Origin of the sequence: Alkalihalobacillus sp. BA299, assembly GCF_017745675.1 — a bacterium.
In the GTDB taxonomy this organism is placed as follows: domain Bacteria; phylum Bacillota; class Bacilli; order Bacillales; family Bacillaceae_F; genus Alkalihalobacterium.
Genome location: NZ_JAFLJM010000017.1, coordinates 1 through 26,993, shown reverse-complemented (window position 1 = coordinate 26,993; position 26,993 = coordinate 1). Strand labels below are relative to the sequence as shown.

At 38.7% G+C, this 26,993-nt stretch carries 28 protein-coding genes, 1 rRNA gene and 1 riboswitch; of the genes, 4 read left to right on the top strand and 25 right to left on the bottom strand.

What is annotated here, in order from left to right:
* Positions 1-2: 2 nt before the first annotated feature.
* A complete protein-coding gene (pcrA, locus tag J0N78_RS19490) occupies positions 3-2,222 on the bottom strand; it encodes a DNA helicase PcrA (protein WP_209124797.1) in 2,220 nt (739 codons plus the stop codon).
* Between the two features lie 65 nt (positions 2,223-2,287).
* Positions 2,288-2,974: a heptaprenylglyceryl phosphate synthase gene (pcrB, locus tag J0N78_RS19485; RefSeq protein ID WP_209124796.1), complete on the bottom strand. Its 687-nt coding sequence runs from the start codon at positions 2,972-2,974 to the stop codon at positions 2,288-2,290.
* Positions 2,975-3,174: 200 nt separating this feature from the next.
* Here pcrB and ade point away from each other — a divergent pair, with 200 nt between their 5' ends.
* The gene (gene ade / locus J0N78_RS19480; RefSeq protein ID WP_374193937.1) at positions 3,175-4,911 is read left to right on the top strand and encodes an adenine deaminase; all 1,737 of its coding nucleotides are present in this window, start codon (positions 3,175-3,177) and stop codon (positions 4,909-4,911) included.
* 67 nt (positions 4,912-4,978) lie between these two features.
* Here the strand turns inward: ade and J0N78_RS19475 are convergent, their stop codons facing one another.
* The 3 genes from J0N78_RS19475 to J0N78_RS19465 are packed head-to-tail and all read right to left on the bottom strand — an operon-like array spanning position 4,979 to position 8,155.
* Positions 4,979-5,281 carry a YerC/YecD family TrpR-related protein gene (locus J0N78_RS19475; RefSeq protein ID WP_209124794.1) on the bottom strand — a complete coding sequence of 101 codons (303 nt, stop codon included), beginning with the start codon at positions 5,279-5,281 and terminating at the stop codon, positions 4,979-4,981.
* A 14-nt stretch (positions 5,282-5,295) separates the two neighbouring features.
* Positions 5,296-6,360 carry a DUF3048 domain-containing protein gene (locus tag J0N78_RS19470; RefSeq protein ID WP_247747439.1) on the bottom strand — a complete coding sequence of 355 codons (1,065 nt, stop codon included), beginning with the start codon at positions 6,358-6,360 and terminating at the stop codon, positions 5,296-5,298.
* 49 nt (positions 6,361-6,409) lie between these two features.
* Complete coding sequence (locus tag J0N78_RS19465; protein ID WP_209124793.1) at positions 6,410-8,155, bottom strand: adenine deaminase; 1,746 nt, start codon at positions 8,153-8,155, stop codon at positions 6,410-6,412.
* A 357-nt stretch (positions 8,156-8,512) separates the two neighbouring features.
* Between J0N78_RS19465 and J0N78_RS19460 the strand changes: the two genes are divergently transcribed.
* Entirely contained in the window at positions 8,513-8,791 is a 279-nt protein-coding gene (locus J0N78_RS19460; protein ID WP_209124792.1) for a YgaP family membrane protein, read from the top strand.
* Positions 8,792-8,920: 129 nt separating this feature from the next.
* On the top strand, positions 8,921-9,025 hold the full coding sequence (locus J0N78_RS26560) for an EYxxD motif small membrane protein (RefSeq protein ID WP_374193936.1): 105 nt from the start codon (positions 8,921-8,923) through the stop codon (positions 9,023-9,025).
* On the opposite strand, the gene purD is transcribed toward J0N78_RS26560, so the two are convergent.
* The 15 genes from purD to gerPC all read right to left on the bottom strand — a co-directional run bounded on the left by purD (position 9,000) and on the right by gerPC (position 23,241).
* A complete protein-coding gene (gene purD, locus J0N78_RS19455) occupies positions 9,000-10,271 on the bottom strand; it encodes a phosphoribosylamine--glycine ligase (protein WP_209124791.1) in 1,272 nt (423 codons plus the stop codon). The genes J0N78_RS26560 and purD overlap by 26 nt on opposite strands.
* Before the next feature lie 21 nt (positions 10,272-10,292).
* On the bottom strand, positions 10,293-11,831 hold the full coding sequence (gene purH / locus J0N78_RS19450) for a bifunctional phosphoribosylaminoimidazolecarboxamide formyltransferase/IMP cyclohydrolase (protein WP_209124790.1): 1,539 nt from the start codon (positions 11,829-11,831) through the stop codon (positions 10,293-10,295).
* Between the two features lie 13 nt (positions 11,832-11,844).
* Positions 11,845-12,411 carry a phosphoribosylglycinamide formyltransferase gene (gene purN / locus J0N78_RS19445; RefSeq protein WP_209124789.1) on the bottom strand — a complete coding sequence of 189 codons (567 nt, stop codon included), beginning with the start codon at positions 12,409-12,411 and terminating at the stop codon, positions 11,845-11,847.
* Positions 12,411-13,445, bottom strand: coding sequence for a phosphoribosylformylglycinamidine cyclo-ligase (purM, locus tag J0N78_RS19440; RefSeq protein ID WP_209124788.1), 1,035 nt, complete (start codon positions 13,443-13,445; stop codon positions 12,411-12,413). Before purM ends, purN begins: the two co-directional genes overlap by 1 nt.
* Positions 13,446-13,469: 24 nt before the next feature.
* Entirely contained in the window at positions 13,470-14,882 is a 1,413-nt protein-coding gene (gene purF, locus J0N78_RS19435; protein ID WP_209124787.1) for an amidophosphoribosyltransferase, read from the bottom strand.
* The gene (purL, locus tag J0N78_RS19430; protein WP_209124786.1) at positions 14,858-17,080 is read right to left on the bottom strand and encodes a phosphoribosylformylglycinamidine synthase subunit PurL; all 2,223 of its coding nucleotides are present in this window, start codon (positions 17,078-17,080) and stop codon (positions 14,858-14,860) included. The genes purF and purL overlap by 25 nt, the downstream gene beginning before the upstream one ends.
* Positions 17,064-17,747, bottom strand: a complete 684-nt coding sequence (gene purQ, locus J0N78_RS19425; protein ID WP_209124785.1) for a phosphoribosylformylglycinamidine synthase subunit PurQ — start codon at positions 17,745-17,747, stop codon at positions 17,064-17,066. The genes purL and purQ overlap by 17 nt, the downstream gene beginning before the upstream one ends.
* Positions 17,748-17,752: 5 nt before the next feature.
* The gene (gene purS, locus J0N78_RS19420) at positions 17,753-17,998 is read right to left on the bottom strand and encodes a phosphoribosylformylglycinamidine synthase subunit PurS (protein WP_209124784.1); all 246 of its coding nucleotides are present in this window, start codon (positions 17,996-17,998) and stop codon (positions 17,753-17,755) included.
* Positions 17,986-18,693 (bottom strand): phosphoribosylaminoimidazolesuccinocarboxamide synthase, encoded by a 708-nt coding sequence (purC, locus tag J0N78_RS19415; RefSeq protein WP_247747444.1) that lies wholly within the window; start codon positions 18,691-18,693, stop codon positions 17,986-17,988. Before purC ends, purS begins: the two co-directional genes overlap by 13 nt.
* An 80-nt stretch (positions 18,694-18,773) precedes the next feature.
* Positions 18,774-20,069, bottom strand: a complete 1,296-nt coding sequence (gene purB, locus J0N78_RS19410) for an adenylosuccinate lyase (RefSeq protein WP_209124782.1) — start codon at positions 20,067-20,069, stop codon at positions 18,774-18,776.
* 52 nt (positions 20,070-20,121) lie between these two features.
* The gene (gene purK / locus J0N78_RS19405; RefSeq protein WP_209124781.1) at positions 20,122-21,246 is read right to left on the bottom strand and encodes a 5-(carboxyamino)imidazole ribonucleotide synthase; all 1,125 of its coding nucleotides are present in this window, start codon (positions 21,244-21,246) and stop codon (positions 20,122-20,124) included.
* Positions 21,243-21,728, bottom strand: a complete 486-nt coding sequence (purE, locus tag J0N78_RS19400) for a 5-(carboxyamino)imidazole ribonucleotide mutase (protein ID WP_209124780.1) — start codon at positions 21,726-21,728, stop codon at positions 21,243-21,245. Before purE ends, purK begins: the two co-directional genes overlap by 4 nt.
* Before the next feature lie 200 nt (positions 21,729-21,928).
* Positions 21,929-22,030, bottom strand: a riboswitch (purine riboswitch).
* A 119-nt stretch (positions 22,031-22,149) separates the two neighbouring features.
* The gene (locus J0N78_RS19395) at positions 22,150-22,359 is read right to left on the bottom strand and encodes an NETI motif-containing protein (protein ID WP_209124779.1); all 210 of its coding nucleotides are present in this window, start codon (positions 22,357-22,359) and stop codon (positions 22,150-22,152) included.
* 3 nt (positions 22,360-22,362) lie between these two features.
* Positions 22,363-22,902: a DUF2179 domain-containing protein gene (locus J0N78_RS19390; RefSeq protein WP_209124778.1), complete on the bottom strand. Its 540-nt coding sequence runs from the start codon at positions 22,900-22,902 to the stop codon at positions 22,363-22,365.
* A 78-nt stretch (positions 22,903-22,980) separates the two neighbouring features.
* Complete coding sequence (gerPC, locus tag J0N78_RS19385; protein ID WP_209124777.1) at positions 22,981-23,241, bottom strand: spore germination protein GerPC; 261 nt, start codon at positions 23,239-23,241, stop codon at positions 22,981-22,983.
* 105 nt (positions 23,242-23,346) lie between these two features.
* On the opposite strand from gerPC, the gene J0N78_RS19380 reads away from it, so the two are divergent.
* Positions 23,347-23,775 (top strand): Hsp20/alpha crystallin family protein, encoded by a 429-nt coding sequence (locus J0N78_RS19380; RefSeq protein ID WP_209124776.1) that lies wholly within the window; start codon positions 23,347-23,349, stop codon positions 23,773-23,775.
* 91 nt (positions 23,776-23,866) lie between these two features.
* On the opposite strand, the gene J0N78_RS19375 is transcribed toward J0N78_RS19380, so the two are convergent.
* The 5 genes from J0N78_RS19375 to rrf form a co-directional block, all read right to left on the bottom strand.
* Positions 23,867-24,028, bottom strand: coding sequence for a hypothetical protein (locus J0N78_RS19375; protein WP_209124775.1), 162 nt, complete (start codon positions 24,026-24,028; stop codon positions 23,867-23,869).
* 14 nt (positions 24,029-24,042) lie between these two features.
* Positions 24,043-24,297 carry a spore germination protein gene (locus tag J0N78_RS19370; protein ID WP_247747437.1) on the bottom strand — a complete coding sequence of 85 codons (255 nt, stop codon included), beginning with the start codon at positions 24,295-24,297 and terminating at the stop codon, positions 24,043-24,045.
* Positions 24,298-24,363: 66 nt separating this feature from the next.
* On the bottom strand, positions 24,364-24,921 hold the full coding sequence (locus J0N78_RS19365; RefSeq protein WP_307794980.1) for an isoprenylcysteine carboxyl methyltransferase family protein: 558 nt from the start codon (positions 24,919-24,921) through the stop codon (positions 24,364-24,366).
* 13 nt (positions 24,922-24,934) lie between these two features.
* Positions 24,935-26,014, bottom strand: a complete 1,080-nt coding sequence (locus J0N78_RS19360; RefSeq protein ID WP_209124773.1) for a type III polyketide synthase — start codon at positions 26,012-26,014, stop codon at positions 24,935-24,937.
* Between the two features lie 484 nt (positions 26,015-26,498).
* Positions 26,499-26,614: ribosomal RNA gene (gene rrf, locus J0N78_RS19355) — 5S ribosomal RNA — on the bottom strand.
* Between the last annotated feature and the right edge of the window lie 379 nt (positions 26,615-26,993).

Genomic DNA, 26,993 nt, shown 5'->3' with positions numbered 1-26,993 from the left:
CATTACGCCTTTTTAATCGGCGCAAATTTTGCAACTAATCGTTTCACACCTGTTGGTTTGGGAAAGGCAATATCGAGTTCGATATGTTCCCCTTCTCCTTTTGTGCTCACAACTGTGCCAATTCCCCACTTTCCGTGCTCAGCTTTATCTCCAACTGCCCACTGAAATCCTTCACTACCTGATGTCGAAGCCACTGGTCGCGAGACCGCTACATTTCTTTTCGGTGTATTATAAGAACTAGAATGAGACGTCTTTGCCCACATTGGCTCAGGTTTTTGCATCTCTTCTAAGCAATATTCAGGAATTTCTTTCAGGAAACGAGATGGGGCATTCGTATTTGTACGCCCAAACAATGTGCGACTTCTTGCATTCGTTAAAAATAGCTGCTCCTCTGCCCGAGTGATTCCTACATAAGCGAGACGACGTTCTTCTTCCATTTCCTCTTCTTCAAAAAGTGAACGGCTATGCGGAAACACGCCTTCTTCCATCCCAATAATAAATACGATTGGGAATTCTAACCCTTTAGCTGAATGCATCGTCATTAGAGTAACCGCATCTGTTGGTTTTTCTTGCTCTTCATCAAGTTGATCGATATCTGCAACAAGCGCAAGATCCGTTAAAAATGCGATTAATGATTTATCCTCGCTTCGTTTTTCAAATTCAACAGTAACCGATAAAAACTCATCAATATTCTCTAAACGACTTTGTGCTTCTAATGTTTTTTCATTTTTCAACATGTCACGATAACCTGATTTTTCTAGGACGTCTTCAACTAATTCAGTTACGGATAAATACTCTTGCATATTAATCCAATTATTCATTTGTCCTGAAAATTCTTCTAGCTTTCCAATAACTCGTGCACTCAAACCGACTTGTTCGATTTCTTGCAATACTTTAAACATTGAAATCCCTTGATTCGCTCCATATTCTAAAATGCGGTCAACGGTTGCTGCCCCAATCCCTCGTTTTGGAACATTAATAATCCGCTGCAAACTAATATCATCATCAGGATTTGCGATTAAACGCAAGTAAGCTAGAACATCCTTAATCTCCTTGCGATCGTAGAATTTCGTTCCCCCAACAATGTTATATTCAACGTTGGACTTAACGAGTAATTCCTCCATCACACGAGATTGAGCATTCGTACGATAAAGTATCGCTATATCTGAATTGCTACTTCCATTACGGGTCGCTTCTTTAATTTTTCCAATCACGTAATAGGCTTCATCTTGTTCCGTGTCAGCTTCATAGCGGACAATTTTACAACCCTCTTCATTTTCAGTCCAAAGCTTTTTCGGCTTTCTTTTCAAGTTATTTTCAATAACTTTGTTAGCTGCTTCCAAGATCGTTTTTGTTGACCTGTAATTTTGCTCTAATAAAATAACGGTTGCACTTGGGTAATCTTGCTCGAAAGAAAGGATATTCGCTATGTCAGCCCCACGCCATCTATAGATCGATTGATCGGAATCTCCAACAACACATATGTTTTTATACTTTTCGGCCAGCATATTAACGAGAACATATTGGGCTTTGTTCGTATCCTGATATTCATCAACATGAATATATTGAAATTTTCTCTGATAAAATTCAAGGATTTCTGGTACAAGCTTAAATAAGCGGATCGTTGTCATAATTAAATCATCAAAGTCTAATGATTGATTTTTCTTTAATTGTTTTTCATATTCCTCATATACTTCAGCTGCCGTTTGTTCATAAGGACCGCTTGCTGTTTTTGAAAATTCTTCCGCACGCTTCAGCTCATTTTTCGCTGAACTGATTGTCCCTAAGATGCTTCTCGGTTCAAATTTTTTCGGATCAATATTTTTCTTTTTTAAAATTTGCTTGATCACTGATAATTGATCGGAGCCATCTAATATCGTAAAATTACGACTAAACCCAATTCGATCAATATCTCTTCTTAAGATCCGAACACACATTGAGTGAAATGTGGAGATCCAGATATTTTCCGCTGTTCCTCCAACAATTTGTGCGACACGGTCTTTCATTTCACGCGCCGCTTTATTTGTAAATGTAATCGCAAGAATATTATACGGGGCTAGCCCTTTCTCGCGGATTAAATAAGCAATTCGATGCGTAAGTACTCTCGTTTTTCCACTTCCCGCACCAGCCATTAATAATAACGGCCCTTCTGTATGTTGAACAGCTTTTCTTTGCTCTGGATTTAATCCCGATAACATTTTTTCCATTAATTTGCTTTGCATAATCCCACCACCAAACATTTGTTCTCGTTTTTTTATTTTGCTGCACTATTCTTTTTCCAACAACCTTATTTTTTTACTGCGCTTACTGTAGCTAGTGCAGCTTCTATATTATCATAGATGATATTCCCGACGATGACCGTATCTGCATACTGTGCCATTTCTTTTGCTTGTGCTCCATTAGTAATTCCACCGCCATAAAACAACTTGGTATCCCTTAATACTTCTTTTGCAGCTCGAACAACAGATATATCACCGTAAGTTCCACTATACTCAAGATAAAAAATAGGCAGGCGATACATATGCTCAGCCATTCTCGCGTAAGCGACAACGTCTTCTTCTTGTAAATTTGCATTTGAATTTGTAACTTGTGCTACTTTTGCTTTAGGATTAAGGATACAATATCCTTCCATGACTATTTCATCCCAATTCATAATCGGTCCATACTCTTTTACTGCTTGATGATGAAGCTTAGTAATCCATTGAGGATCCTGGCTATTTAAAACAGTCGGAATGAAATAGTAATCAAAACCTGGTGTTAATGCGTCAATATTTGAAACTTCTAAACCACATGAAACGGAATAACGGCGTACTCTCGCTAATAAACTAAGTGTATTATCTAGTGTTACTCCATCTGTACCACCAACGATAATTCCGTCTGTCCCTGACTCACAGATTGCCTCTAAATTTTGGTCACTAATTTCTTTATTCGGGTCTAATTTAAAGGCATGCTTCCAATCTTTATATTCAAGCATGTACATTTCCTCCATCGTCGACTACATTTATCTTCACTGAATGATTATATCAAAAATAAGGCCGCAATCTAAGAGGAGGCTCTCCTAAAAAATATTGGTACATTTTTAAACTAACAACTAACATTTCATAAAGAGGGTTGGTATACTATACAAAATGTTAAGAAATAAGGCTCCAAGTCAATCATTGAATAGGAGGTGCAATGATGAATTTTAATCAGAATATATACGATTACATTCACACTTCGGCCAAAACAGAAAAAGCAGATCTGGTCATTAGAAATGGTAAAATCATTGACGTATTTAACGGTGAAATCATTGAAGAGGATGTTGCTATTACAAAAGGGAAAATTGTAGGCATAGGTTCTTATGAGGGGAAAGCTTATTTTGATGCAAAGGGCGGTTTTATATGTCCTGCTTTTATAGATGGGCACGTTCACATCGAATCGTCCATGCTCATTCCACAACAACTTGAAAAAGTTCTCGTTCCACATGGTGTTACCACACTTGTTGCTGATCCACATGAAATTGCTAATGTAGCAGGCACAAAGGGTATTCAATATTTAATCGATAATAGTCGTGAATCCTTGCTAGACATTTATTTCATGATTCCATCCTGTGTCCCAGCTACACCATTTGAAAATGCAGGTGCTGTCCTAGAGGCTGAAGATATTGCCCCGTTTTATAACGATCCAAATGTTCTAGGACTTGCGGAAGTTATGGATTTCCCTGCGGTTATTAAGGGAAATGAGAAAATGGTAAATAAACTTACTTCTGCACAGGAAAACAAAAAGTTGATCGATGGTCACGCTGCTGGTCTAGATAAATACGGAATCAATACGTACCGGGCAGCAGGTATTCAAACAGATCACGAAGCAGTAACAGCTGAAGAAGCAAAAATTAGGCTGCAACGCGGAATGTATTTAATGATAAGAGAAGGCTCGGTTGCTAAAGATTTAAAAGCACTTCTTCCTATTGTTACCGAACGAAATTCAAGGCGCTGTTTATTTGTGACAGACGATAAACATCTTGATGATTTAATTGAGGAAGGAAGTATTGACCATAATGTTCGCTTGGCAATTGCAAATGGTATAAATCCTATTCAAGCGATTGCAATGGCCACCATTAATACAGCTGAGTGCTTCCAACTAAAAAGCAAAGGGGCTGTAGCTCCTGGCTTTGATGCTGACCTCCTGATCCTTTCAGATCTTCACCAAATTACAATTGAAGATGTATTTTTAAAAGGGAAACATGTTGTACAGACAGGAACGCTTCAAGCCGAATTCACGGCAAAGGAACCGACATCAACACCACATACGCTTACTAATAGTGTAAAAATTAAACCGCTGACTAAAGAAGACCTACAAGTGGTCTTGTCACAAAAAATGGCAAATATTATCGAAGTCATTCCCAATTCGTTAATAACCAATCACGTTAAAGAGGAAGTAGATATTATAGCTGGTTCATTTGTCACCTCTATTGAGAAAGATCAATTAAAATTGGCTGTGATTGAACGCCATAAGCAAACAGGAAACATCGGACTGGGAATTGTTAAAGGAATGAGTTTAAAGGCTGGAGCTATTGCAACGACGGTTGCTCATGACTCACATAACATCATCGTTTGTGGTACAAATGATGGCGACATGCTAAAGGCTATTACAGAGATTGAAGCTATGCAAGGTGGGATCGCTATTGTAAAGGATGGAGAACTTATTAACGCTCTTCCTCTACCCATTTGTGGATTATTAACAGATCAGCATTATGAGGAAACACTCCAACAAATCAATGAATTAAATTCGTCACTTGCAAAAGTTGGCTTTTCAGGTAACTTTAATCCGTTTTTAACGCTGTCTTTTCTCGCGCTTCCTGTTATACCCGATCTTAAGTTAACAGATACCGGCCTTTTTCAAGTCAAAGAATTCAAACATATATCAATCTAAAAGAAAAGTGTCAGGCACCTTAACATTGTACAGTGTTAAAGGTGCCTGACACCATTTTTACCATTTTTTATTTTTCCTCGTTGTTATGGACTCGGTCTAGCGTCATTTTATAGCCGTCGTTTCCATAGTTTAAACAACGTTTCACTCGAGATATTGTCGCTGTACTTGCCCCTGTTTCTGTTTCGATTTTATGATAGGTATAGCCTAATTGAAGCATCCGAGCCACTTCAAGTCGTTGAGCTAACGACTGGATTTCATTAATTGTACATAAATCATCAAAAAATTGATAACATTCTTCTAAATCTTTGAGCGATAAGATTGCATTAAATAGTTGGTCTAACTCTTTCCCTCGTAACTTATTAATTTGCAATTTATTCACCTCTCCTATTCGTCTATTACTACTCTTTGTTCTATATTTGTTGGAACGATATTAATCCATGTTTGTCCGGGTAAGAATTTTACATCCTCTCCGCTTTTTACAGGTAATATTTTACCATCATGATTTTCCCATGCTAATTCAACTGCTACACCATTTTGTAACAAAATCGCATTTCCACCGGATGTTAAATCAATTTGACGTCGACCTTGTTCGTCTATCACTTTATGCGTTGTTTCTACTATAAATACATTGCTGATCCTCAACGGCTCTTCGGTTTCATAATCAATAGATTGTGATGAACCATTGTAACGTGAGTACGCTTTTTGACTTTCATCATAGCGGTACGTTACATCGTAAAGGTTATTATAGTGGATGGTGATTTCACTCGCAGGCACCCCATCAATATCTACATCATTATCTTCATAAAAGGATAGCGGAGCAGTTTCACCACTCAAGTTATATCCTTTGCTTTCTAGACCCTTTACGATATTTTCATACGTAATATAAGAATTGTGCGGAGCCTTCCGTTCAGAAGATCGCTTAAAAAGTGCTCCATCATTATTCCCTTCCATTCCATTTAGGTGGTCAGCCTCATTTTGAATGAGGAGGCGATCCTTTGCTTCAGGACTCCAGCCATGACTGATAAAAAGCGAATCATACCCATTTGCTATATCGATATGATATCCTCTCGCACTACGTACAGGCCCAACTTTTTCCGGCTGTTTACTATGATAAAGAGCAACCAAGCGAGTTAATTCAAACTCTGCTAGTACTTCATAGACAATATCTGCATCCATTAAACCCGACTGCGGCCTAGCTTTACGATGGTTATTAATCGTAACAGCAAATGGACGATGATCAATAGACGCATCTGTTGAAAGACCCGTTAACGGAAATACCGTTTCCTGTTCAATTACCTCTTCTTCTTTTTGTTCTTGAGGCTCAGGTTCAACTGTTTCAATAGGCTCAACAGGCTCAACCTCAGTTACCGTTTCCTTCTCGTTACTGCAACCCGTAATTAATGCTATAGCTACTGCTGCTTTCATTATAAATTTCGATGATTTCTTCAATGATTACACACCTTTAACTGCAAATATTAAATAAATACTCTTTAATAGTTTAACGCATAATTGAGGGAAAGAGTACTTTTTTATTATAAACATCATAAATTCCGTGCTGTGTTACACGAATATACGGAAGATGAGTTGAAGAAAAAAATAACAGGCTATAGATTGGGTCTTCATATGGATAGCCGCGTTCTTTTAATTCTTTAACTAATTGCTTTTCACTTTCAATGACATCAACCATCGGCTGATCCGACATGGTTCCCATTAACTTTAATGGAATGCTACTAATGACTTTACCTTCTTCAACAAGAACAATTCCGCCTCCTTGTTGCTTCAATTGCTCAAATGCAAACATCATATCTTGTTTATTCTTTCCGATTAAAACGATATCACCTGTATTTGAAAATGAACTGGCAAATCCAGAAATTTTATTACCAAAGCCTTTAATAATTGTATTTATACGCCATTTACCTTTTCTGTCCAGCATGACAAAAAAACTTTCACAATGCCGTTTAGATAAATTCTCTCCAGTACCTTCAACTGTAACTTGAAACGGTTTAAGAATAACAGAATTCACTAGTTCAATTCCCATTGGCATTGAAAAGTGAAGGTCTTCATTCGTTATATCCCAATCCAATTCTAGTGGCGTCATATCATAATTAGCCCACGGAAAGCTTTCGTACTCTTCGACAATTTCTTGATCGCGAACAATCCATTGACCTTTTGCCATAACCGATGTCGGAACTGGATTTTCCTTATCCGACAAGAAATTAAGGTGAGCCATGCGACCTGGAGCAATTAATCCGAGTTTATAATCTAAATTGTAATACTTCGCTACATTATACGTTGCCATATTATAAGCTTCTACTAACGGCACTCCACTATCAATGGCAATACGTATTAAGTAATCAATGACGCCATTTTCATAAAATGTAGGAGTAGATCCATCTGTAGTAAATAAACAATTGGAAAAATCGTCAACACCTAATTCGAGCATTTCCTTTAACAACTTTGGCAAGTCAGGACGAATCGATGAATGCCTGAGCGGCGTTGTGTACCCTAGGTTTAACCTCATCACTGCATCTTCTCCTGTCATCGCTTCGTGATCCGAAGTCACTCCTAACAATGCCATTTGTGTAAGAGTTCGTTCAGACGCACCAGGGAAATGCCCTTCGATTGGTTTTCGCAATCGTCTCGTCTCTTGCATCCAGTGAAGAATCGCATCGTCACCAGCTAGGACTTTTGGCCAAGATGTCAGTTCTCCACCTTGTACGACCAGATGATGCTCGAGCCAGGCTTTCATTCGTGAAGTAGAAAAAAGCTCATCTTCTCCTTCCAATTCTGTTTGCGCATCATAACGACACCACCAATACATCGATGTCGGTGTAACCTCCTCTAAATCCTCAACAAAGGAAAGCGCTTTCTTTTTTTCGAGATGCAAAAAGATCATCATATTATCATTGATTAACGTCGTCGTTCCTCGTGTTGATGCATATTTCGCAAAGCTGTGGGGATTATATAACTGGAACGGATGCGTATGAGGTTCAATATAACCTGGTACGATATATTGGTCACTACAATCAATAACCGTTGTATCTGTTATCAGTTCAGGTAATTGGTCCCCAACGTAAACGATCCGATCTTGAAAAATCCATATATTTGCTTTAAGCCACTTTTTTCTTACACTGTTCAAATATGTTGCATTTTTTAAAACAACTGTAGGTGCTAACTCTCCACGAATGACCGCTAGTTGTTGTCTTAATAATTTTTTTGTCCATCGATAGATACGTTCAGCCATTTTACTTCACCCATTTCTAATTTGAGCTATTTATATTATCGTACCATATTTTCACCGTTTAACACATTAAAGTTATATAACTTTATTGAAATTTTTATAAGAAAAGCGTAAGCGCCCGATGTTGACTTATCGTACTGCGGTGAGGGAAGTCTCGCTACTCGCTGGGCGCTGTAGCTAGACAAGAAAAGCGAAAGGTGTCTGCTTATCGACGACGAGCGCTGGAGGGCTAGCAATGAGTGTCCCGCTCTTTGGACACTCTTGATGGACCGAAGCGACTCGAGCCGATGACACCTGCAGCTAGACACTTTTGAATTTTCTTATCTTAAAAAATAATTTCTTTGAAAGGTGTTGTTCGATATGAAACCTAATATTGGTCTCATTAATGCGTTTGTTCGGATAAGCTGTGGTTTAACGCTACTTGCTTGGGCAACGGCGAAGTTAGTTAAAAAACCATATCGAAGTATGCCACTGTTTGCCGCCATGATCGGTGGTATGAATGTTGCAGAAGGTATCACCCGTTTTTGCCCATTAACTTATCTGTTTGAAGAACAAGTAGTACAAATTAAGAAGCAAAATCAGGCACAAAAAAGTACAAATGCTCCGGTAAAACTAGAAGAGACAACAAGCCCCTTTTAACAGCTGTTTATTTCTGTAGGAAGTAAATTAAAATGGATGTTTCTTCAATGCTTGCTACCTTAAAAAAATTGTAAAAAAGAGGCTAACTCAAATTTGAGTAGCCTCTCTATTAAAAGGAGATGAATATAAATGTTAACAGAATTTGCAATTGATTCTTTCTTTATTTACGCTTCAGTTATTGGTTCTATCATCGTTATTATTTTTTTATTTATGAAGAAAAAGCGCGTCCGATAGCTTTGTTACCAATGTCTTTACGATAAAAAAGCCCTTCACTTTGTACCTTCTCAATCTCTTGATATACTTGCTCCTGAGCTTCTTGTAGGCTACGCTCTTTTCTTGCTACAAGTAAAACTCTTCCCCCATTTGTAACGAACTGATTACCTTCTAATTTTGTTCCTGCATGGAAAACGAGCGTTTCCTCTTCTAATGTCGACAGCCCATTAATAGTAGCGCCTTTTTCATAAGCTAGCGGGTATCCTTTTGATGCCATAACGACTCCAATAACAGCTTCATCAGACCATTCTAATTCTACAGTTTCACCATCTAAAAGCTTATCGATCACATCAATCATATCTGATGTTAAACGAGGCAAAACAACCTGTGTCTCAGGGTCACCAAAGCGAGCGTTAAACTCGATCACTTTCGGTCCTTTATCAGTCATCATTAACCCAGCATATAAAATCCCTGTAAACGTACGGCCTTCTGCAATCATTGCATTCGCCATTGGTTGTAATACCTTATCAACAGCTTCTTGCACTGATGCTTCATTAAATTGTGGAACAGGTGAATAAGCTCCCATACCACCAGTATTTGGTCCTTCGTCATTATCATACGCTCGCTTATGATCTTGAGCACCTACCATCGGAAGAACGACATCACCGTGAACAAATGCCATTAAGGAAAGCTCTTCTCCAGCTAAATATTCCTCGATAACCACTTTTGCACTTGCAGTTCCGAATTGGTTATTTTCCAGCATTTCATAAAGAGCGTCTGTCGCTTCTTTAATAGTCATCGCTACGACAACACCTTTTCCTGCTGCTAATCCGTCTGCTTTAATTACAATCGGGGCGCCCATTTTTTCTACATAAGCTTTTGCTTCTTCATACGAAGTAAATGTCTCATAGTACCCCGTTGGAATATTGTATTTGTGCATAATTTCTTTGGCGAATGACTTACTTCCTTCGATTAAAGCAGCTTCTTTTTCCGGCCCAAATATTTTCAGTCCTGCCTCTTTAAAGCTGTTAACTACACCACCAAGTAACGGAGCTTCTGGTCCTACTATCGTTAGATCGATTTGCTCTTTCTTTGCAAATTCAATTAGCTGTTGATGATCATTTTCTGAGATATTCTCAACAGTCGCAACGTCTTTCATTCCTGCATTACCTGGGGCAACAAATACTTTTTCTACTCTTGGACTTTGTGCAGCTTTCCAAGCGATCGTATGCTCACGTCCACCACCGCCGATAATTAGTACTTTCATGAAACATTTCCCTCCTTCACCTTAATGTTTAAAATGACGAACTCCTGTAAATACCATTGCAATTCCTAGTTCATTTGCTTTTGCAATCGAATCCTCATCACGGATTGAACCACCTGGCTGAATGATCGCTGTAATTCCAGCTTTTCCTGCTTCCTCTACTGTATCACTCATCGGGAAGAATGCATCTGATCCCATGACAGCACCTTTTGCTTCTTGACCTGCTTGCTCAATTGCAATTTTAGCTGCGCCTACACGGTTCATTTGACCAGCACCGACGCCAATTGTCATATCATTTTTAGCTAAAACAATGGCATTGGATTTCACGTGCTTTACAACTTTCCAAGCGAGTTTTAACGCTTTCCACTCTTCTTCCGTTGGTTCACGTTTTGTTGGTACTGAAATGGTAGCTTCATCTAGACCATAAGTATCTTCTTCTTGAACAAGAGCACCACCGTGAATGGTTGTGATTTTTAGCTCAGCTTTGTTAGCTTTTTCAATTGGTAACGTTAATAATCGTAAATTTTTCTTTGTTGTTAAAATTTCTAAAGCTTCTGCTGTAAAGGATGGTGCAATAATAATTTCTAAGAAAATTTCTTTCATTTTCAGTGCTGTATCACGGTCAATTTCTTGATTCGCTGCAATAATTCCACCAAAAATCGATACTGGATCTGCAGCATACGCTTTGTCATAAGCTTGCTCAATCGTTTCTCCCACACCTACACCACAAGGGTTCATATGCTTAATCGCAACAACTGCTGGTTCTTGGAATTCCTTTACAATAGCAACAGCCGCATCTGCATCATTGATGTTATTGTAAGATAATTCTTTCCCGTGTAATTGCTCCGCTTGGGCAATGGAGGTCGTTGGTCCAAGTGGTTTACGGTAAAAAGCAGCTTTTTGGTGCGGGTTCTCACCATAGCGAAGATCTTGCTTCTTTTCAAATGTAACTGTAAGAGATTCTGGATGTTCTTCGCCTACTTCTTTCGTTAAATATTCAGCAATTACCGCATCATAAGAAGCTGTATGACGGAATACTTTTGCAGCAAGCTTTTTGCGAGTTTCTACTGCTACTTTTTTATCTTCCTTTAGTTGAGCGATGACTGTTTCGTAATCTGCTGGATCCACAACAACAGTCACATGTGTATGATTTTTTGCTGCTGCACGCAGCATACTCGGACCACCGATATCAATATTTTCGATTGCATCAGCAAATGTAACATCAGGTTTAGCAATCGTTTGTTGGAATGGATATAAGTTAACAACAACCAAATCAATTGGCGTGATATTGTGCTTTTGAAGCTGCTCAAGATGATCGTTACTTTCACGCATTGCTAAAAGGCCACCATGGATATTTGGATGTAATGTTTTCACACGGCCATCTAAAATTTCTGGAAAACCAGTAACTTCAGAAATTCCAATTACGTCAACTCCAGCTTCTTCTAAAGCTTTTTTCGTTCCTCCAGTAGAAACAACTTCTACACCTAACTCGACTAATTGTTGAACGAAAGGAACGATCCCTTCTTTATTTGATACACTAACTAATGCACGTTTGATTGACATCTTAGTGTCCTCCTTATTTAGATAAAAGATCTTTTAATGTTTTAGAATACAGATAATGCTCTACCTGTTGAATTTTCTTAGTTAATGTTTCCTTTGTTTCGTATTGATCGATCGAGACTGCTTCTTGGGCAATAATTTGTCCCGTGTCCATGCCTTCATCGACATAATGGATTGTAACACCTGTCACTTTCACCCCTGCAAGAAGCGCTTGTCCAATCGCATCTTTTCCAGGAAAAGATGGTAATAATGAAGGGTGGATATTAACAATACTTCCTTCATAGGCTCGTAAAAGAGTTGGTCCAATTAATCGCATATAGCCTGCTAGAACTATAAAATGCACATTTCTTTTTTGTAGTTCTTCCTTAATTTCTTGTTCAAACTCTTCTTTACTTCCATAGGCTTTCGGGTCAAATCCAAACACTTCAATATTATGCATTTTTGCCCGTTCAATTGCTTTTGCTTCTTGTTTATCACAGACGAGAAGAGCGATTCGAGCACTAAGCTCCCCTCGCTCAACCTCATCAATTATCGCTTGAAAATTCGATCCACTTCCAGAAGCGAAAACTGCAATATTTTTCATTACTCGAGTCCTCCAATAGAAACACCAGCATCACTCGTCACCCGGCCAATAATATAGGCTTTTTCACCACTGTCCTCTAATTTTTGAAGAACAGGCTGCAGTTCGTCTTCTGACACTACGATAGCCATTCCAATTCCCATATTAAAGGTTGAAAACATATCTTTCCCTGAAACTTCACCTTGCTGTTGAATCAATTCAAAGATTGGATGAATCGGCCAAGAACCAAAGTCGATATGCGCTCCGACGCCTTCTGGTAGCATCCTCGGGATATTTTCATAAAACCCGCCACCGGTAATGTGGGCAATTCCTTTAACATGAAAATCTTTCATGACTTCTAGTAAAGGTTTGACATAAATTCTCGTCGGTTGTAATAACTCTTCACCTAATACTCTTCCTATGCTTGGAACTTCTTCTTGAAGTGATAATTTTGCTTGGTCTAGTAATACTTTACGTACTAATGAAAAACCATTGGAATGAAGTCCGTTTGAAGCTAAACCGATGATTACATCGCCTTCTTGAATATCATTACCGGTAATCAGCTTTGATTTTTCTCCGATCCCAACGGCAAAACCCGCAAGGTCATACTCTTCTTCAGAATACATCCCTGGCATTTCCGCTGTTTCACCGCCGACAATCGCACACCCTGCTTGTTCACAGCCATCCGCAATCCCTTTGACGATCGCTTCAATCCGCTCTGGAACTGCTTTTCCACAAGCAATGTAATCTAGGAAATAAAGTGGTTCAGCACCTTGAACAACGATATCGTTCACACACATCGCCACCGCATCAATCCCAATTGTGTCGTGTTTATCCATCATAAAAGCGAGCATCAGCTTCGTCCCTACACCGTCCGTACCTGAAACAAGCACAGGCTCTTTAAAATTAAATTTGGAAAGATCAAACATTCCACCAAATGATCCTAATCCTCCGAGTACTTCAGGACGTTTTGTTCTCGCTACGTGCTTCTTCATTCGTTCAACGGCTTCATAGCCTGCTTCTATATCGACTCCAGCTTTTTTATATGCTTCAGACATCGTCTTCCTCCCGTCCACAAACTTTTAGCACTTATCGTGTGGGTGCACCGTATGTGGATAAATTTCTGTTGGATAACTTCCTGTAAAACAGGCCACACATTGCCCGCAATTCGTATGTTGATTAGATCGGCCTATTCCTTCAAGCATTCCTTCGACGCTTAAAAATTCTAAACTATCTGCTCCCATCATCTCTTTCATTTCTTCGATACTATGATTAGAGGCGATTAATTCTTCTTTTGTAGACGTATCGATCCCATAAAAACAAGGATTTTTAATGGGCGGTGAACTGATACGAACATGAACTTCGGTTGCTCCTGCTTCTCTTAACATGTTAACGATCCTACGACTTGTCGTTCCTCGTACAATGGAATCATCAATCATGACAACACGTTTGCCCTCAACAACACCGCGAACAGCAGAAAGCTTCATTTTTACGCCTTGCTCTCGCAATTCTTGTGAAGGTTGAATAAACGTACGACCAACGTAACGATTTTTTATTAACCCTAATTCATATGGGATTCCCGTTTGTTCCGCATAGCCAATCGCAGCAGAAATACTAGAGTCAGGTACACCTGTAACGACATCTGCTTCGACTGGTGCTTGCAATGCAAGCTGCTTACCTAAATTTTTTCGTGCTTTATGCACATTAATTTCATCGACATTACTATCAGGACGAGCAAAGTAAACGTACTCCATACTACAAATCGCTCGCTGTGCTGATGTAGCAAACATTTCTGTTCTTAACCCATTATCATCAACAACAATAAGTTCTCCTGGCTTTACTTCTCTTTCAAATGTTGCACCGACTACATCAAATGCACATGTTTCAGAGGCTACAACATAAGCATCTCCAAGTCTACCTAAAGAAAGAGGTCGCAGGCCATTTGGATCGAGTGCTATCATTAATTTATTTTCCGTTAACACAACAAAAGCGTATGCACCTTTAAGCATTGTTAAAGAATTCATCATTTTGTCTTCTAATCGTGGATACGTACTTCTTTTAATAAGGTGAGCTAACACTTCAGTATCTGAGGTTGATTGAAAAATACTTCCCATGCTCTCTAGTTGATGTTTTAGTTGGTTAGCATTAACAAGATTTCCATTGTGCGCAATCGCTAAACTGCTCGTTTGTGAACGGAAGAGAAGAGGCTGCACATTGGCAATGCCCCCTCCTCCTGCTGTCGCATAACGAACGTGACCAATGGCCGCTTTACCATAAAGGTTTTCAAAATCCTTTGAAGCAAACACCTCATTTACAAGGCCTAATCCTTTATGGGCCGTTAGCTTTTCTCCATCGGTAACAACGATACCTGCACCTTCTTGTCCACGATGTTGAAGGCTATGCAATCCGTAATAAGTAATTTGGGCCGCATCTTTATGTCCCCAGACGGCAAAGACCCCACACTCTTCGTTTAAGCCTTTGATTTCAGCAAGCATGGAATAGCTCCTTTCCAAGCAGTTGCAAGTTCTTCTTGTGTTGCGTTGAACAATACATCATTACTTGATGTAATCGTTAGTACTTTATCATTTATAACTTCCCCAATTACTTTAGCTTCTACCATTGCTTCGAATTTTGCTTGGTTTTCTTTTTTCACTGTCACAATGAAACGCGACTGAGACTCAGCGAAAAGTTCAGTTACAACGTCTTCCCCAATCTTAACTTCAGCACCTACTTCGCCATCAATCATACTTTCAGCGATAGCTACACCTAATCCACCTTCAGCAATGTCATGAGCCGATTGCACAAGGCCAACGCGAATAGCTTGTAATAATTGTTGTTGACGTTTCATTTCTTCCTCTAAATCAATAGCAGGTGCTTTACCTGAAATGCGCCCTTCCATTAACTTTTGAAGCTCACTTCCACCGAACTCTTGCTTCGTTTCACCTAATAAATAGATGATATCTCCAGCTTCTTTAAAGTTTTGTGTTGTAATATGTTCCGTTTTCTCGATTAAACCAACCATACCAATTGTAGGTGTTGGATAAACGGCTTCTCCACTTCTTTCATTGTAAAGTGATACGTTACCACCAATAACTGGAACACCAAATGCACGACAAGCTTCACTCATTCCATCTGTCGACTTTTCTAGTTGCCAAAAGATTTCTGGTCGTTCTGGATTACCATAGTTTAAGCAATCCGTAATTCCAAGCGGTTCTGCACCCGAACAAACGATATTGCGTGCGGCTTCAGCAATGGCAATTTTCCCTCCGACTTCTGGATCTAAATACAAATAACGAGAATTACAGTCCGTTGTCATCGCTAATGCTTTTTCTGTTCCGCGAATACGAACAACTGCTGCATCAGAACCTGGTGAAACGACTGTATTCGTTTGAACCATATAATCATATTGGTCATACACCCATTCTTTACTAGCAATTGTAGGTTGTGAAAGTAAGTTGATTAGTGTTTCTTTTACGTCACTTACTTCAGGTACAAAGTTTTCTTGTGCTTGGAACTCACTATAATAAGCTGGTTCTTTCGATGGTTTATGATAAACTGGTGCATCTTCAGCTAAAGCATCTACTGGTACATCAGCCACTACTTCTCCTTTATGAAGAAGGCGTAACTTTTTATCATCTGTTACGTAACCAATCTCACGGCTCATTAAGCCCCACTTTTCAACGATTTCGCGAATTTCTGCTTCTCTTCCTTTTTTCACAACGATTAGCATTCGCTCTTGAGACTCAGACAGCATCATTTCATATGGCGTCATATTTTTTTCGCGTTGTGGTACTTCATCTAAGTTCATCACGATCCCTGAACCTGCTTTACTTGCCATCTCAGCTGAAGATGACGTAAGGCCTGCTGCACCCATATCTTGAATTCCAACTAATGCATCAGATTGAATAATTTCAAGACTTGCTTCAAGTAATAGTTTTTCCATAAACGGATCTCCGACTTGAACAGCCGGACGCTTTTCTTCTGATGCTTCACTTAGCTCTTCTGAGGCAAATGTTGCCCCATGAATTCCGTCACGACCGGTAGAAGCTCCAACGTACATGACCGTATTCCCGACACCTTTAGCTTGCCCTTTTTTAATGTCTTTATGGTCGATTAAGCCGACACACATTGCATTAACTAGCGGGTTTCCTTCATAGCATGGGTCAAATTGTACTTCGCCGCCAACTGTTGGAACACCGACACAGTTTCCGTAACCAGCAATCCCTGCAACGACTTCTTCAAAAAGGTATTTCACTTTTGGTGAGGTAAGTTCACCAAAACGAAGTGAGTTTAAGATTGAAATCGGACGTGCCCCCATCGAGAATACATCACGTAAAATTCCGCCTACACCTGTTGCGGCTCCTTGATAAGGTTCAATCGCTGACGGATGGTTATGACTTTCGATCTTGAACACAACTGCTTGTTCATCGCCAATATCAATAATTCCAGCACCTTCACCAGGGCCTTGGAGCACTTTTTCACCATCGACTGGGAATTTTTTAAGAAGCACTTTAGAGTTTTTATAACTACAATGCTCGGACCACATAACAGAAAATAAACCGATCTCTGTATAGTTAGGTAAACGTCCTAAAATCGACTCAACCATACCAAATTCTTCGTCTGTTAAGCCCATTTCAGCATATATTTTTTGTTCTTTAATCATTTCAGGAGTTGGTTCACGATGTAGCGACATGGGTTTCCCTCCAGTTTCGCAAAATTGATTTAAATAGCTTCAGTCCATCTTCACTACCTAGAAGAGGCTCTACGGCACGCTCTGGGTGTGGCATCATACCGAGTACATTTCCTTGTTTATTCATAATTCCAGCAATTTGTTCAAGCGAACCATTCACGTTCGTCTTATAGCTGAATACGATTTGCTTATTATCTTTTAATGTTGAAAGCGTTTCTGGATCACAATAATAATTTCCTTCTCCGTGTGCTACTGGAATGGAAATAACTTGACCTTGCTCATATTCTGATGTAAACATTGTCTCATTGTTTTCTACGACTAACTCAACCGGGCGGCAAATGAACTTTAAATTTTCGTTACGTTTCATTGCCCCTGGCAACAAACCTGCTTCAAGAAGGATTTGGAACCCATTACATACGCCAAGTACAGGCTTTCCAGCTTCTGCAGCTTTAATGACAGACTCCATGACATTCGCAAAGCGAGCGATTGCCCCTGAGCGTAAGTAGTCTCCATAAGAAAAGCCTCCTGGTATTAAAATACCATCAAATCCGTCTAAATCCGTACCAGCATGCCACACATATTCGACTTCTTCACCAAGCGCATCTGAAATCGCATGATACATATCCGCATCACAGTTTGAGCCTGGGAAGACAATAACTGCAAATTTCATAGAGATTAAGCCTCCTCTACTTCAAAGCTGTAATCTTCAATTACTGTATTCGCTAAAAGCTTTTCACACATTTCTTTCACTCTTGCATCAATATCTTTTTCACTCTTATTAATTAATAACTCCATGTACTTCCCAATACGTACATCTTCTACTTCGTTATATGTTAAAGCGTGTAAAGATCCTTTTACCGCAGTTCCTTGTGGGTCTAAAACACTTTCCTTTAATGTGACGAATACTTTTACTTTGTACATGATGATCCTCCTAAGCGATTTAAAATTTCTTGATATCCTTCTTCTAAATTTCCTAAGTTACGACGATACACGTCTTTATCAAATTTTTGATTTGTATCTTTATCCCAAAGTCGGCAAGTGTCTGGTGATACTTCGTCTGCGAGAAGCAGCTCACCATCATTGGTCATCCCAAATTCAAGCTTGAAGTCAACTAAACGTACATTAATCGTTGCAAACACTTCTTGTAGAACTTTATTCACCTGTAATCCTTTTTCACGCATAATATCAAGCTGCTCTGTTGTCGCGATATCTAGTACTCGAATGTGGTCTTCTGTAACGAGTGGATCTCCTAAATCGTCATCTTTATAGTAAAATTCAACGATGGGCTCATCCATCACTGTTCCTTCATCGATACCTAATCGTTTGGATAAGCTTCCAGCGATAATGTTACGCACAACCACTTCAAGCGGAATGATCGTTACTCTTTTTACAAGTTGTTCTGTTTCTGAAAGTCTTTTTACCCAATGATTTTCAATGCCCTTTTCTTTAAGCTTCTCAAAAATAATCGAAGTTATTTCGTTATTTAAGCGACCTTTACCAATGATCGTGTCCTTCTTCTCACCATTAAATGCTGTAGCTTCATCTTTATATTCAATCCACAGAATGTCTTTCTCATCTGTTTCAAATATTCGTTTTGCCTTGCCTTCGTATAACATGCCTCGTTTTTCCACGTGAAGCCCTCCAAGTAGATAAGATAATTTGAATGGATCAGGGGAGAACAAACTCCCCACAAAAATTAGACTAAACCTAAACGGTTAAAGATTGTATCGACATGCTTTAAATGGTGATTGTAATCAAAACAATCGTCAATTTCTTCTGGTGATAGCATCGATGTAATTCTTTCTTCTTGCTCGACTAATTCACGGAATTGAATGCCTTTTTCCCAAGCTTCCATTGCTTTCGGTTGAACTAAATCATATGCTTCTTCACGTACCATCCCTTTATCGATTAATGACAAGAGTACGCGCTGAGAATAAATAAGTCCGTATGTTCTTTCCATGTTGCGTTTCATATTTTCAGGGAAGACCGTTAAGTTTTTCACGATGTTTCCAAAACGATTTAACATATAGTTCAGAGCAATCGTTGCATCTGGAAGGATCACACGCTCAGCTGAAGAGTGGGAAATATCGCGTTCGTGCCATAACGGAACATTCTCATAAGCTGTCATCATATACCCACGAATGAGTCTTGCCATCCCAGTCATATTTTCTGAACCAATCGGGTTACGTTTATGTGGCATAGCAGAAGAGCCCTTTTGTCCTTTTGCAAAAGCTTCTTCCACTTCACGTGTTTCGCTTTTTTGTAATCCGCGAATTTCAACGGCAAACTTTTCAATCGAAGTAGCAATTAACGCTAACGTCGCCATATACTCGGCATGACGGTCACGTTGCAGTGTTTGCGTCGAAATCGGTGCAGCCTGAAGCCCTAGCTTCTCACATACAAACTGTTCAACAGCTGGGTCAATATTTGCATATGTACCAACTGCGCCAGAAATTTTCCCAACACGAACGCCTTCAGCCGCTAACTTAAATCTTTCTAAGTTCCGTTTCATTTCTTCATGCCAAAGGGCAAGTTTTAAACCAAACGTTGTCGGCTCAGCGTGTACACCGTGCGTTCGTCCCATCATGACGGTATATTTATGTTCGATTGCTTTATTTTTTAAGACTTCAATAAAATTCGTAATGTCTTTTTCTATGATCTCATTTGCTTGTCGGAGTAAATAAGAAACAGCTGTATCGACAACGTCTGTTGACGTTAATCCGTAGTGAACCCATTTTCTTTCTTCACCTAATGTTTCTGAAACTGCTCGAGTAAAAGCAACGACATCATGACGAGTTTCTTCTTCAATCTCTAAAATTCGCTTAACATCAAAGCCTGCATTCTCTCTAATCTTTTGAACATCTTCTTTCGGGATAATTCCTAATTCAGCCCAAGCCTCACAAGCAACAATCTCCACCTCTAACCACGCTTGATAACGATTTTCTTCTGTCCAGATTGAACCCATTTCAGGTCGCGTATAACGTTCGATCATTTGATTTCCTCCATCATCTATTAAATTAATTTTAAAATTGTTATTTAGTCATTTACCAAATTTCGAGTGTTTTCACCTTTTCAAGAGCTTCTTCAGTTGAGTCAGCTATTACATTAATATGGCCCATTTTCCGACCTTGTTTTGCTTCAGCTTTTCCATATAGATGAAGCTTCATTTCTTGGAACTGATCAATTTTTTGCATCACTTGAGGAAGATGTTCACCAAGTATATTTACCATAACAACTGGTTTAAGCAATGTCGTTTTTCCAAGCGGCCAATTACACACAGCACGAATATGTTGTTCAAACTGAGACGTCTCGCAGGCATTCATCGTATAATGGCCAGAATTATGCGGTCTAGGTGCTAGCTCGTTAATGTAAAGTTCACCTTCACTCGTATAAAACATTTCGACAGCTAGCGTCCCGACCATTTCTAGTCCTTTAGCTAATTGAAGAGCCATTTCTTTTGCATGTTCTTGTATGCCCACATCAATCCTTGCTGGAACGATTGTTTGGTGCAAAATATTATTTACATGAATATTTTCTGCTACTGGGAATGTTTCAGCTTGTCCTGAAACATTTCTAGAAACAATGACAGATAATTCTTTTTCAAAGGTAATCCATTGTTCTAAAACTAGTTCGCCGTTAGGATTGAGTGTTTCAAATGCCTCTTGGACTTGATCCATTGCTCGAATAACGTATTGACCTTTACCGTCATAACCACCACGGCACGTTTTTAACACAGCTGGCAAACCTAATTCACTTATTCCTTGTTCTAAGTCTTGTAATTCGCTCACTGCAACATAAGGAGCAACAGGTAGGCCTAAAGCTTGAATAGCTTTCTTTTCACTTATTCTGTGCTGTGTCGTTTCTAATAATTTATACCCTTGAGGTAAATATAAATTTTCATCTAGCCACCTGGCCGTTTTACTATCAATATTTTCAAATTCGTACGTCAGTAAATCACATTGCGAAGCTAATTGCTCTGCTCCTTGTAAATCATTGTAATGTGCAATGACTTCTACATCGGCAATTTGCCCACACGGTGAATGCTCACTCGGCTCTAGTACAGCTATTTTGTAACCCATTTCTCTTGCAGAAAGAGCCATCATTCTCCCCAGTTGTCCACCGCCTAAAATGCCGATCGTTTTCCCAGGCTCTATCATTGGTCTATTCATAGCTGATCACTGCTTTCTAGCACTTGTTTTCGTGTCTCTTCTCTTCTTTTTTCAAGGCGTAAGCTTAGCTCTTCATCATAGGCAGCGATGAATTGTGCTGCTAGTAATCCCGCATTAGTCGCTCCTGCTTTACCAATAGCAACTGTAGCTACCGGCACCCCACCTGGCATTTGAACAATAGAAAGTAAGGAATCAAGACCATTTAGGGCTTTAGACTGAACAGGGACACCAATAACTGGCAATACTGTTTTTGCCGCAACCATACCAGGTAAATGAGCTGCCCCTCCAGCACCAGCAATAATAACTTTTATTCCTTTATCTTTAGCTGTTTCTGCATATTCAAACATTAAATCTGGCGTCCGATGTGCCGATACCACTTGCTTCTCGTACGTAACACCTAATTCATCTAATACATCACATGCATGCTTCATCGTTTCCCAATCTGAAATACTTCCCATTATTACTCCGACCAATGGTTTCACTCTAAGTCCCTCCATCATAGACCTTTATTTACTTTTTTTGTTAGGATATGTTCAAAAAGGAAGACTTTTTGAAACATATCTTATATCTCTATTTTTTGACATAAAAATAAGCCTATACTAGGTTTCTACTTTAGAGAGAAAGTAAACCATAGTAAGGCTTAAAATAAAGTTACCTGGAAGCCCATAAATAACTTAGGGCCTTAGAAGCTACTTTCCCTCATAGTCCAACAATTTACGGTTGCCAGGTAGAAACTCTTGAGCCTTATTCTCAAATTTATATGAGGTACGTTCATATTCAATTGTTACATTTATCTTAGCAGTATGTAAGATTACTTGTCAATCGAAAATCGAACGATAATTTTACTTATAAAAATATTGTTCGTGTTTTGCTCTGTTATTTACAAATATCGTTAAAATGCGACTACATTTCTTCCTTTAGAACACCTTCAAAGATGATTTTTTGGCGTATAGGTACTATCTCGATTTTTCCATCTTTAGATATCTCTTGAAAAACAGGTTCTTCCATTCTTCGTGTTGGACGATAGCCTTCACGATCCATCCTTTCTAAGCATTGAGTAATCGACTCTTTTTCAGCAACTTCAAATCGTACTTTCTTTCTTGGTTTTTCCATAAATTACCTCCGAATTCCTTTTACCCAGAATCCCCCATAAAACGTCTTCGGTTCATGCGAGATAATAAATGCTTTAGGATCTAATGCTTTAATCGCTTTATAGAGATGCTCTTCTGATTTTCGTGAAGTTAAGATTTCCATCATCAGACGTTCTCCTTCACGACCATATGCGACCCAGTTTGTGACACCGTAACCTTTATCCCGCAATGCATTTGGAATATCTGGTTCATACTCTTTTGTAATCACATTTACCGTGATATACCCTAGTGCTAATTTCTCTTCTACTTTCATCCCAATTAGGACACCTATAGCATACCCCACTGCGTAAGCTATCAAATTCTCAAGACGATTTAAATTTTCTAATACAAGCCCTAACCCAACAATATAAATAATAACTTCAATAATACTGACTCCTGCCGCAAAATACCTTTGGCCTTTTAATGTAAAGATCATTCGAATAGTAAAAAGTGTTACATAAACAATATTAATAACCAAAATAATGATAATAATTGTAAACCAATTATCAAGTAACCAACTAATCATTAAATCACTCCTCTCTTTAAGCTTGTCTTTATTAAATTTTGTAAGTATAACAAAAAAAATAACTGAAGAAAAGAGTTTCTAGTCACTCTCTTCTTCAGTATTCTCATTTACCTCTCCAATCATTTTTGAAACATCATCAACGGTCGCTTCTCCAGACCATCCAATATTTAAAGTACCTTTCAACTCATCCACATTAATTTCTTGTATTTTATAATTTATGTTCTCTATCACTATCGGCCTTACTTCATCTAACTTCTTTTTTAACGCCAGATTTTCTTCTTCTAGTGTTCGGATGCGTTGTTCCAATTGTTTTAACATTTCATAAAATTGTTGGTACATCATATCCGCTCCCAAACATCCTTAATGGTCTTTCTATTATTGTATAAGCACCAACTGGGTGAAATGACATAAAATTTAGCAAATAAATAAAACAGGTGATCCTTAATGAATAAATTTAATCAGCTACAACAATGGAAGAAAAGCTTAACAAAATTTATGGATGATGACTTTTGGGTAGATTTTCAAGAAATGATGTATGAAAATACCCCCAAAATTAACCTTTATGAATCAGGAAATGAGCTATTTTGCTTAGTTGCACTTCCTGGTTTAAAAGATGTCAGTCAAATCGATGTATATGCCTACAAGCGAGTGCTTGAAATCAAGGGGCTAATTCACTTACGGTTTCCTAACTTTCGATTAATACAAGAAGAGCTATTACACGGGAGATTTGAACGGACAATTGAACTTCCTTATCCGGTAAGAGATGACAAGGTCGAGGCTACTTATCAAAATGGGATCTTATATGTTCACCTACACCGATTAATTTCAGCATCTGAAGAAAAGAAACGGGTCAATATTCAACATTTAGAGTAAGCTCATTTCTACATGTAAAATTTCACACCATTTTTACCTATAAAAATAGGGTAAAAGAAAGCAACCTTATAAAAAACGGATGAACTAAATATTATAGTCCATCCGTTTCTTTATTCTCCAGCTGCTTTTTTTCTTTAACTTCCTCCTGGCCATAGTTAACTGCTGGTTTAAGAATCATTGTTTTCCCAATGTTTAAGGATCCATTAAAGGTAATGTTATTCACGTTAATATTAAGAATCGATACTTTTATCATTAGCCTTTGCCCCTCTATAAACTACCTGCAGTATTAACACTTGGAGAAGCTACTTCAGGTTCTGACTGAACTTGATCATTAAAATCTGAGTCATTTGCCCAGTTACTTGAAGGAGACCATTGTGGTGAAGCATCCCCTACGGTTGTATTCATTCCTTGCGACTTAAAATTAACATTATTTCCATCAAAGGCTGCATTTCCGAAATTGACAGAACCATTAGAAGCCACATTATTGATTTTAATATTAAAAATATTATTAATCACTGGCATGTCGATCATCCTTTTCTAAGTGATTACTATTAGTGTATGAATCGATTGACATAACCGTGTAGTGAATTACTTTTTTTCCACAGTTGGAATGAAACGTAAGCGCTGGCTAAATAGTTCGTCATAATTCGTGACTTTACTCAATGCCTCTTCTTCTTGACGGATCCTTATTGAAAGTACAGCAACATTTAATAAGGTAAAAATAGCAGCAGTCCCGTACGCTTGAAAAATAAGTGGAAGTGCCAATATCTCTATACCAACAATTGTATAATTAGGGTGTCGCAAGTATCGGTACGGTCCTTTGGCGACAACACTTGCTCCAGGTAAGATAATAATTTTAGTATTCCAATATCTCCCTAAAGAAACTAAACTCCACACCCTTCCGATTTGTGCAACTACAAAAATAAGAAAAGGTACAAACCACCACATGGCAGGCTTCTGTTCAAAATAAACAACTTCAAATAGTAAGCATAAAAAAAACATCGTATGTAGAAGTACCAATAACTTATAATGCTCTTTTCCTACTTCGTAAGCACCTCGCTTTTTCATCCATACTTCATTACTTTTAGCGACCACCAACTCTACTATCCTTTGCGATATAACAACAACCATAATGATAGTAAACAACGGTTTCCAACTCCTATCTCCATTCGACTAAGATCAACTCTGAACAAAATCCAGGACCTAAAGCTCCGATTAATCCGAGACCACCTGCTTTTGTTTCAATACCCATGATTTCTTTTAACACATAAAAAACGGTTGGTGAGGACATGTTTCCATGTTCTTTTAAAACATTACGTGAGTGACGGGTCATATCTGAATTGATATGTAATGTATCCTCATAGGCATCAAGTACTTTTTTTCCTCCTGGATGAGCAATAAAATGAGTGATGTCTTTTATATTAAGTTCATATTGAGCAAGAAACTCATCTACGACAGGTTTTAACCAATTTCTTACAATTGTTGGAATATCTCTTGAAAAAACGACGAATAATCCACTATCTTTTACATCCCAACCCATCACTTCTTCGGAATTAGGCATTAAGCACGAGTGAGTACCTCGCACAAATGGCTTCAGATCTTTTCCTGGATTCTGACTCTCTTCTCCACCTACCATGACACAGGCCGCTCCATCTCCAAAAAGTGAGGTGCCAATTAAATTACTCTTGGTTCGGTCATTTCGCTGAAAAGTCAAGCTACATAGCTCAATACACAACACTAGCACCTTGGCATGCGGAAAAGCGAGGCAATACTCATAAGCTCTACTAATACCAGCTGCCCCCCCTGCACAACCTAACCCCCATATTGGAATTCTTTTCGTACGTGGAGAAAAGGGTAAATGATTCATTATTCTTGCTTCTATACTCGGAGTCGATAGCCCTGAGCTTGATACGAAAAAAATAGCCTCTATTTCCGAACAATCTACAGGTTCTATCAAAAACTCCAAATTAGCTAAACAACGTTGAATCACTTTAACTCCATATTCCGTCGCGAGCTTAATATATAAATCATTACGCTCTCCTAATGAATGATCCTTATCAAACCAAGAAATTGGGACAGCAAAATTACGCTGCTGAATTTGACCATTTTGGAATGCTCTTAACAGCCGATCTATATCTTGGAAATCCTCAGTAAACAACTCTTTAGCAAATTCTGTAGTCATTCCCTGCGGTAAAGTATGAGGTGGATTATAAGTACTAACAGATAAAATTGACGGCATAGGAAACCTCCAACGACAGACAGGAAATCAATCTATCATTAGGTAGTATTTGCAATTTTATCCATTTAATACAGGTTTATCATTTTAGAAGGTCACTTCATATGTGATAATGAGGAATTTTTTAATGAGAAAAGAATAAAATCAATAAAAACCACTAAAGTGTGACTCTTTATAGTGGTTTTGCCGTCTAAACATGAATTTGTGGTAGGCTTATTCAGGGTCTAGCAATCAAGTTGCAATTTTATCGGTCTAATTTAGAATATATCAGTCTAATCTGGAATATATCAGTCTAATCTCAATTTTATCAGTCTAATCTGGAATATATCAGTCTAATCTGGAATATATCAGTCTAATCTCAATTTTATCAGTCTAACCCATTATAATTGTACTTAGCAGCTAGAGATGAAACCTCTAGCCACCGCCTGTAGCTTACTCACCATTTTTATATACTAAAAAAACACAACCCTATTGGATTGTGCTTTGTGCCTAGCGACGTCCTACTCTCACAGGGGGAAGCCCCCAACTACCATCGGCGCTGAAGAGCTTAACTTCCGTGTTCGGCATGGGAACGGGTGTGGCCTCTTCGCTATCGCCACTAGACTCTACGGATTTTGATAAGCGGCGAATTTCTTCGTCAGCTGCAATTCTTGCGGTGCTCACGTATTAATGACATACGTTCCACTCCTCAGAATTTTGCTTCCTTGAACTTCTTGCTTCTGAAAATCCTTTTAAAATTGTGATAAACTGCGAATTTCTTCGTTGACTGCGTCCACTGTGTTGCTCATGTACCCTTCAAACGTACACTCCGCTACTCGTGAACTTGCCGCCTCAAATTTCTTGCTTAAATTATTGAGAGTGATTCTCTCAAAACTGGATAATGTGCTAGATCAAATTCAACGCTTTTCAATGTCCAGCTTCAATGCCTAGATTTTTGTGTCATTTCGCTTCCTCAGTTGAAGTGTGACCACTTCGCCTTCTG

What these genes read in the sequence shown, in the direction of transcription:
- pcrA (WP_209124797.1), bottom strand. Translation starts at nt 2,222, where the DNA reads ATGCAAAGCAAATTAATGGAAAAAATGTTATCGGGATTAAATCCAGAG.
- pcrB (WP_209124796.1), bottom strand. Translation starts at nt 2,974, where the DNA reads ATGCTTGAATATAAAGATTGGAAGCATGCCTTTAAATTAGACCCGAAT.
- purC (WP_247747444.1), bottom strand. Translation starts at nt 18,693, where the DNA reads ATGTTATACGAAGGCAAGGCAAAACGAATATTTGAAACAGATGAGAAA.
- J0N78_RS19465 (WP_209124793.1), bottom strand. Translation starts at nt 8,155, where the DNA reads ATGGCTGAACGTATCTATCGATGGACAAAAAAATTATTAAGACAACAA.
- J0N78_RS19360 (WP_209124773.1), bottom strand. Translation starts at nt 26,014, where the DNA reads ATGCCGTCAATTTTATCTGTTAGTACTTATAATCCACCTCATACTTTA.
- purF (WP_209124787.1), bottom strand. Translation starts at nt 14,882, where the DNA reads ATGCTTGCTGAAATCAAAGGCTTAAACGAAGAGTGTGGGGTCTTTGCC.
- J0N78_RS19390 (WP_209124778.1), bottom strand. Translation starts at nt 22,902, where the DNA reads ATGATTAGTTGGTTACTTGATAATTGGTTTACAATTATTATCATTATT.
- purD (WP_209124791.1), bottom strand. Translation starts at nt 10,271, where the DNA reads ATGAAAGTACTAATTATCGGCGGTGGTGGACGTGAGCATACGATCGCT.
- purB (WP_209124782.1), bottom strand. Translation starts at nt 20,069, where the DNA reads ATGATCGAACGTTATACGCGACCTGAAATGGGTTCAATCTGGACAGAA.
- purN (WP_209124789.1), bottom strand. Translation starts at nt 12,411, where the DNA reads ATGAAAAATATTGCAGTTTTCGCTTCTGGAAGTGGATCGAATTTTCAA.
- ade (WP_374193937.1), top strand. Translation starts at nt 3,175, where the DNA reads ATGATGAATTTTAATCAGAATATATACGATTACATTCACACTTCGGCC.
- J0N78_RS19370 (WP_247747437.1), bottom strand. Translation starts at nt 24,297, where the DNA reads ATGCCAGTGATTAATAATATTTTTAATATTAAAATCAATAATGTGGCT.
- J0N78_RS19380 (WP_209124776.1), top strand. Translation starts at nt 23,347, where the DNA reads ATGAATAAATTTAATCAGCTACAACAATGGAAGAAAAGCTTAACAAAA.
- J0N78_RS19375 (WP_209124775.1), bottom strand. Translation starts at nt 24,028, where the DNA reads ATGATAAAAGTATCGATTCTTAATATTAACGTGAATAACATTACCTTT.
- purM (WP_209124788.1), bottom strand. Translation starts at nt 13,445, where the DNA reads ATGTCTGAAGCATATAAAAAAGCTGGAGTCGATATAGAAGCAGGCTAT.
- J0N78_RS19395 (WP_209124779.1), bottom strand. Translation starts at nt 22,359, where the DNA reads ATGGAAAAACCAAGAAAGAAAGTACGATTTGAAGTTGCTGAAAAAGAG.
- J0N78_RS26560 (WP_374193936.1), top strand. Translation starts at nt 8,921, where the DNA reads ATGTTAACAGAATTTGCAATTGATTCTTTCTTTATTTACGCTTCAGTT.
- purQ (WP_209124785.1), bottom strand. Translation starts at nt 17,747, where the DNA reads ATGAAATTTGCAGTTATTGTCTTCCCAGGCTCAAACTGTGATGCGGAT.
- gerPC (WP_209124777.1), bottom strand. Translation starts at nt 23,241, where the DNA reads ATGTACCAACAATTTTATGAAATGTTAAAACAATTGGAACAACGCATC.
- J0N78_RS19460 (WP_209124792.1), top strand. Translation starts at nt 8,513, where the DNA reads ATGAAACCTAATATTGGTCTCATTAATGCGTTTGTTCGGATAAGCTGT.
- purS (WP_209124784.1), bottom strand. Translation starts at nt 17,998, where the DNA reads ATGTACAAAGTAAAAGTATTCGTCACATTAAAGGAAAGTGTTTTAGAC.
- purL (WP_209124786.1), bottom strand. Translation starts at nt 17,080, where the DNA reads ATGTCGCTACATCGTGAACCAACTCCTGAAATGATTAAAGAACAAAAA.
- purH (WP_209124790.1), bottom strand. Translation starts at nt 11,831, where the DNA reads ATGTCAATCAAACGTGCATTAGTTAGTGTATCAAATAAAGAAGGGATC.
- purK (WP_209124781.1), bottom strand. Translation starts at nt 21,246, where the DNA reads ATGAATAGACCAATGATAGAGCCTGGGAAAACGATCGGCATTTTAGGC.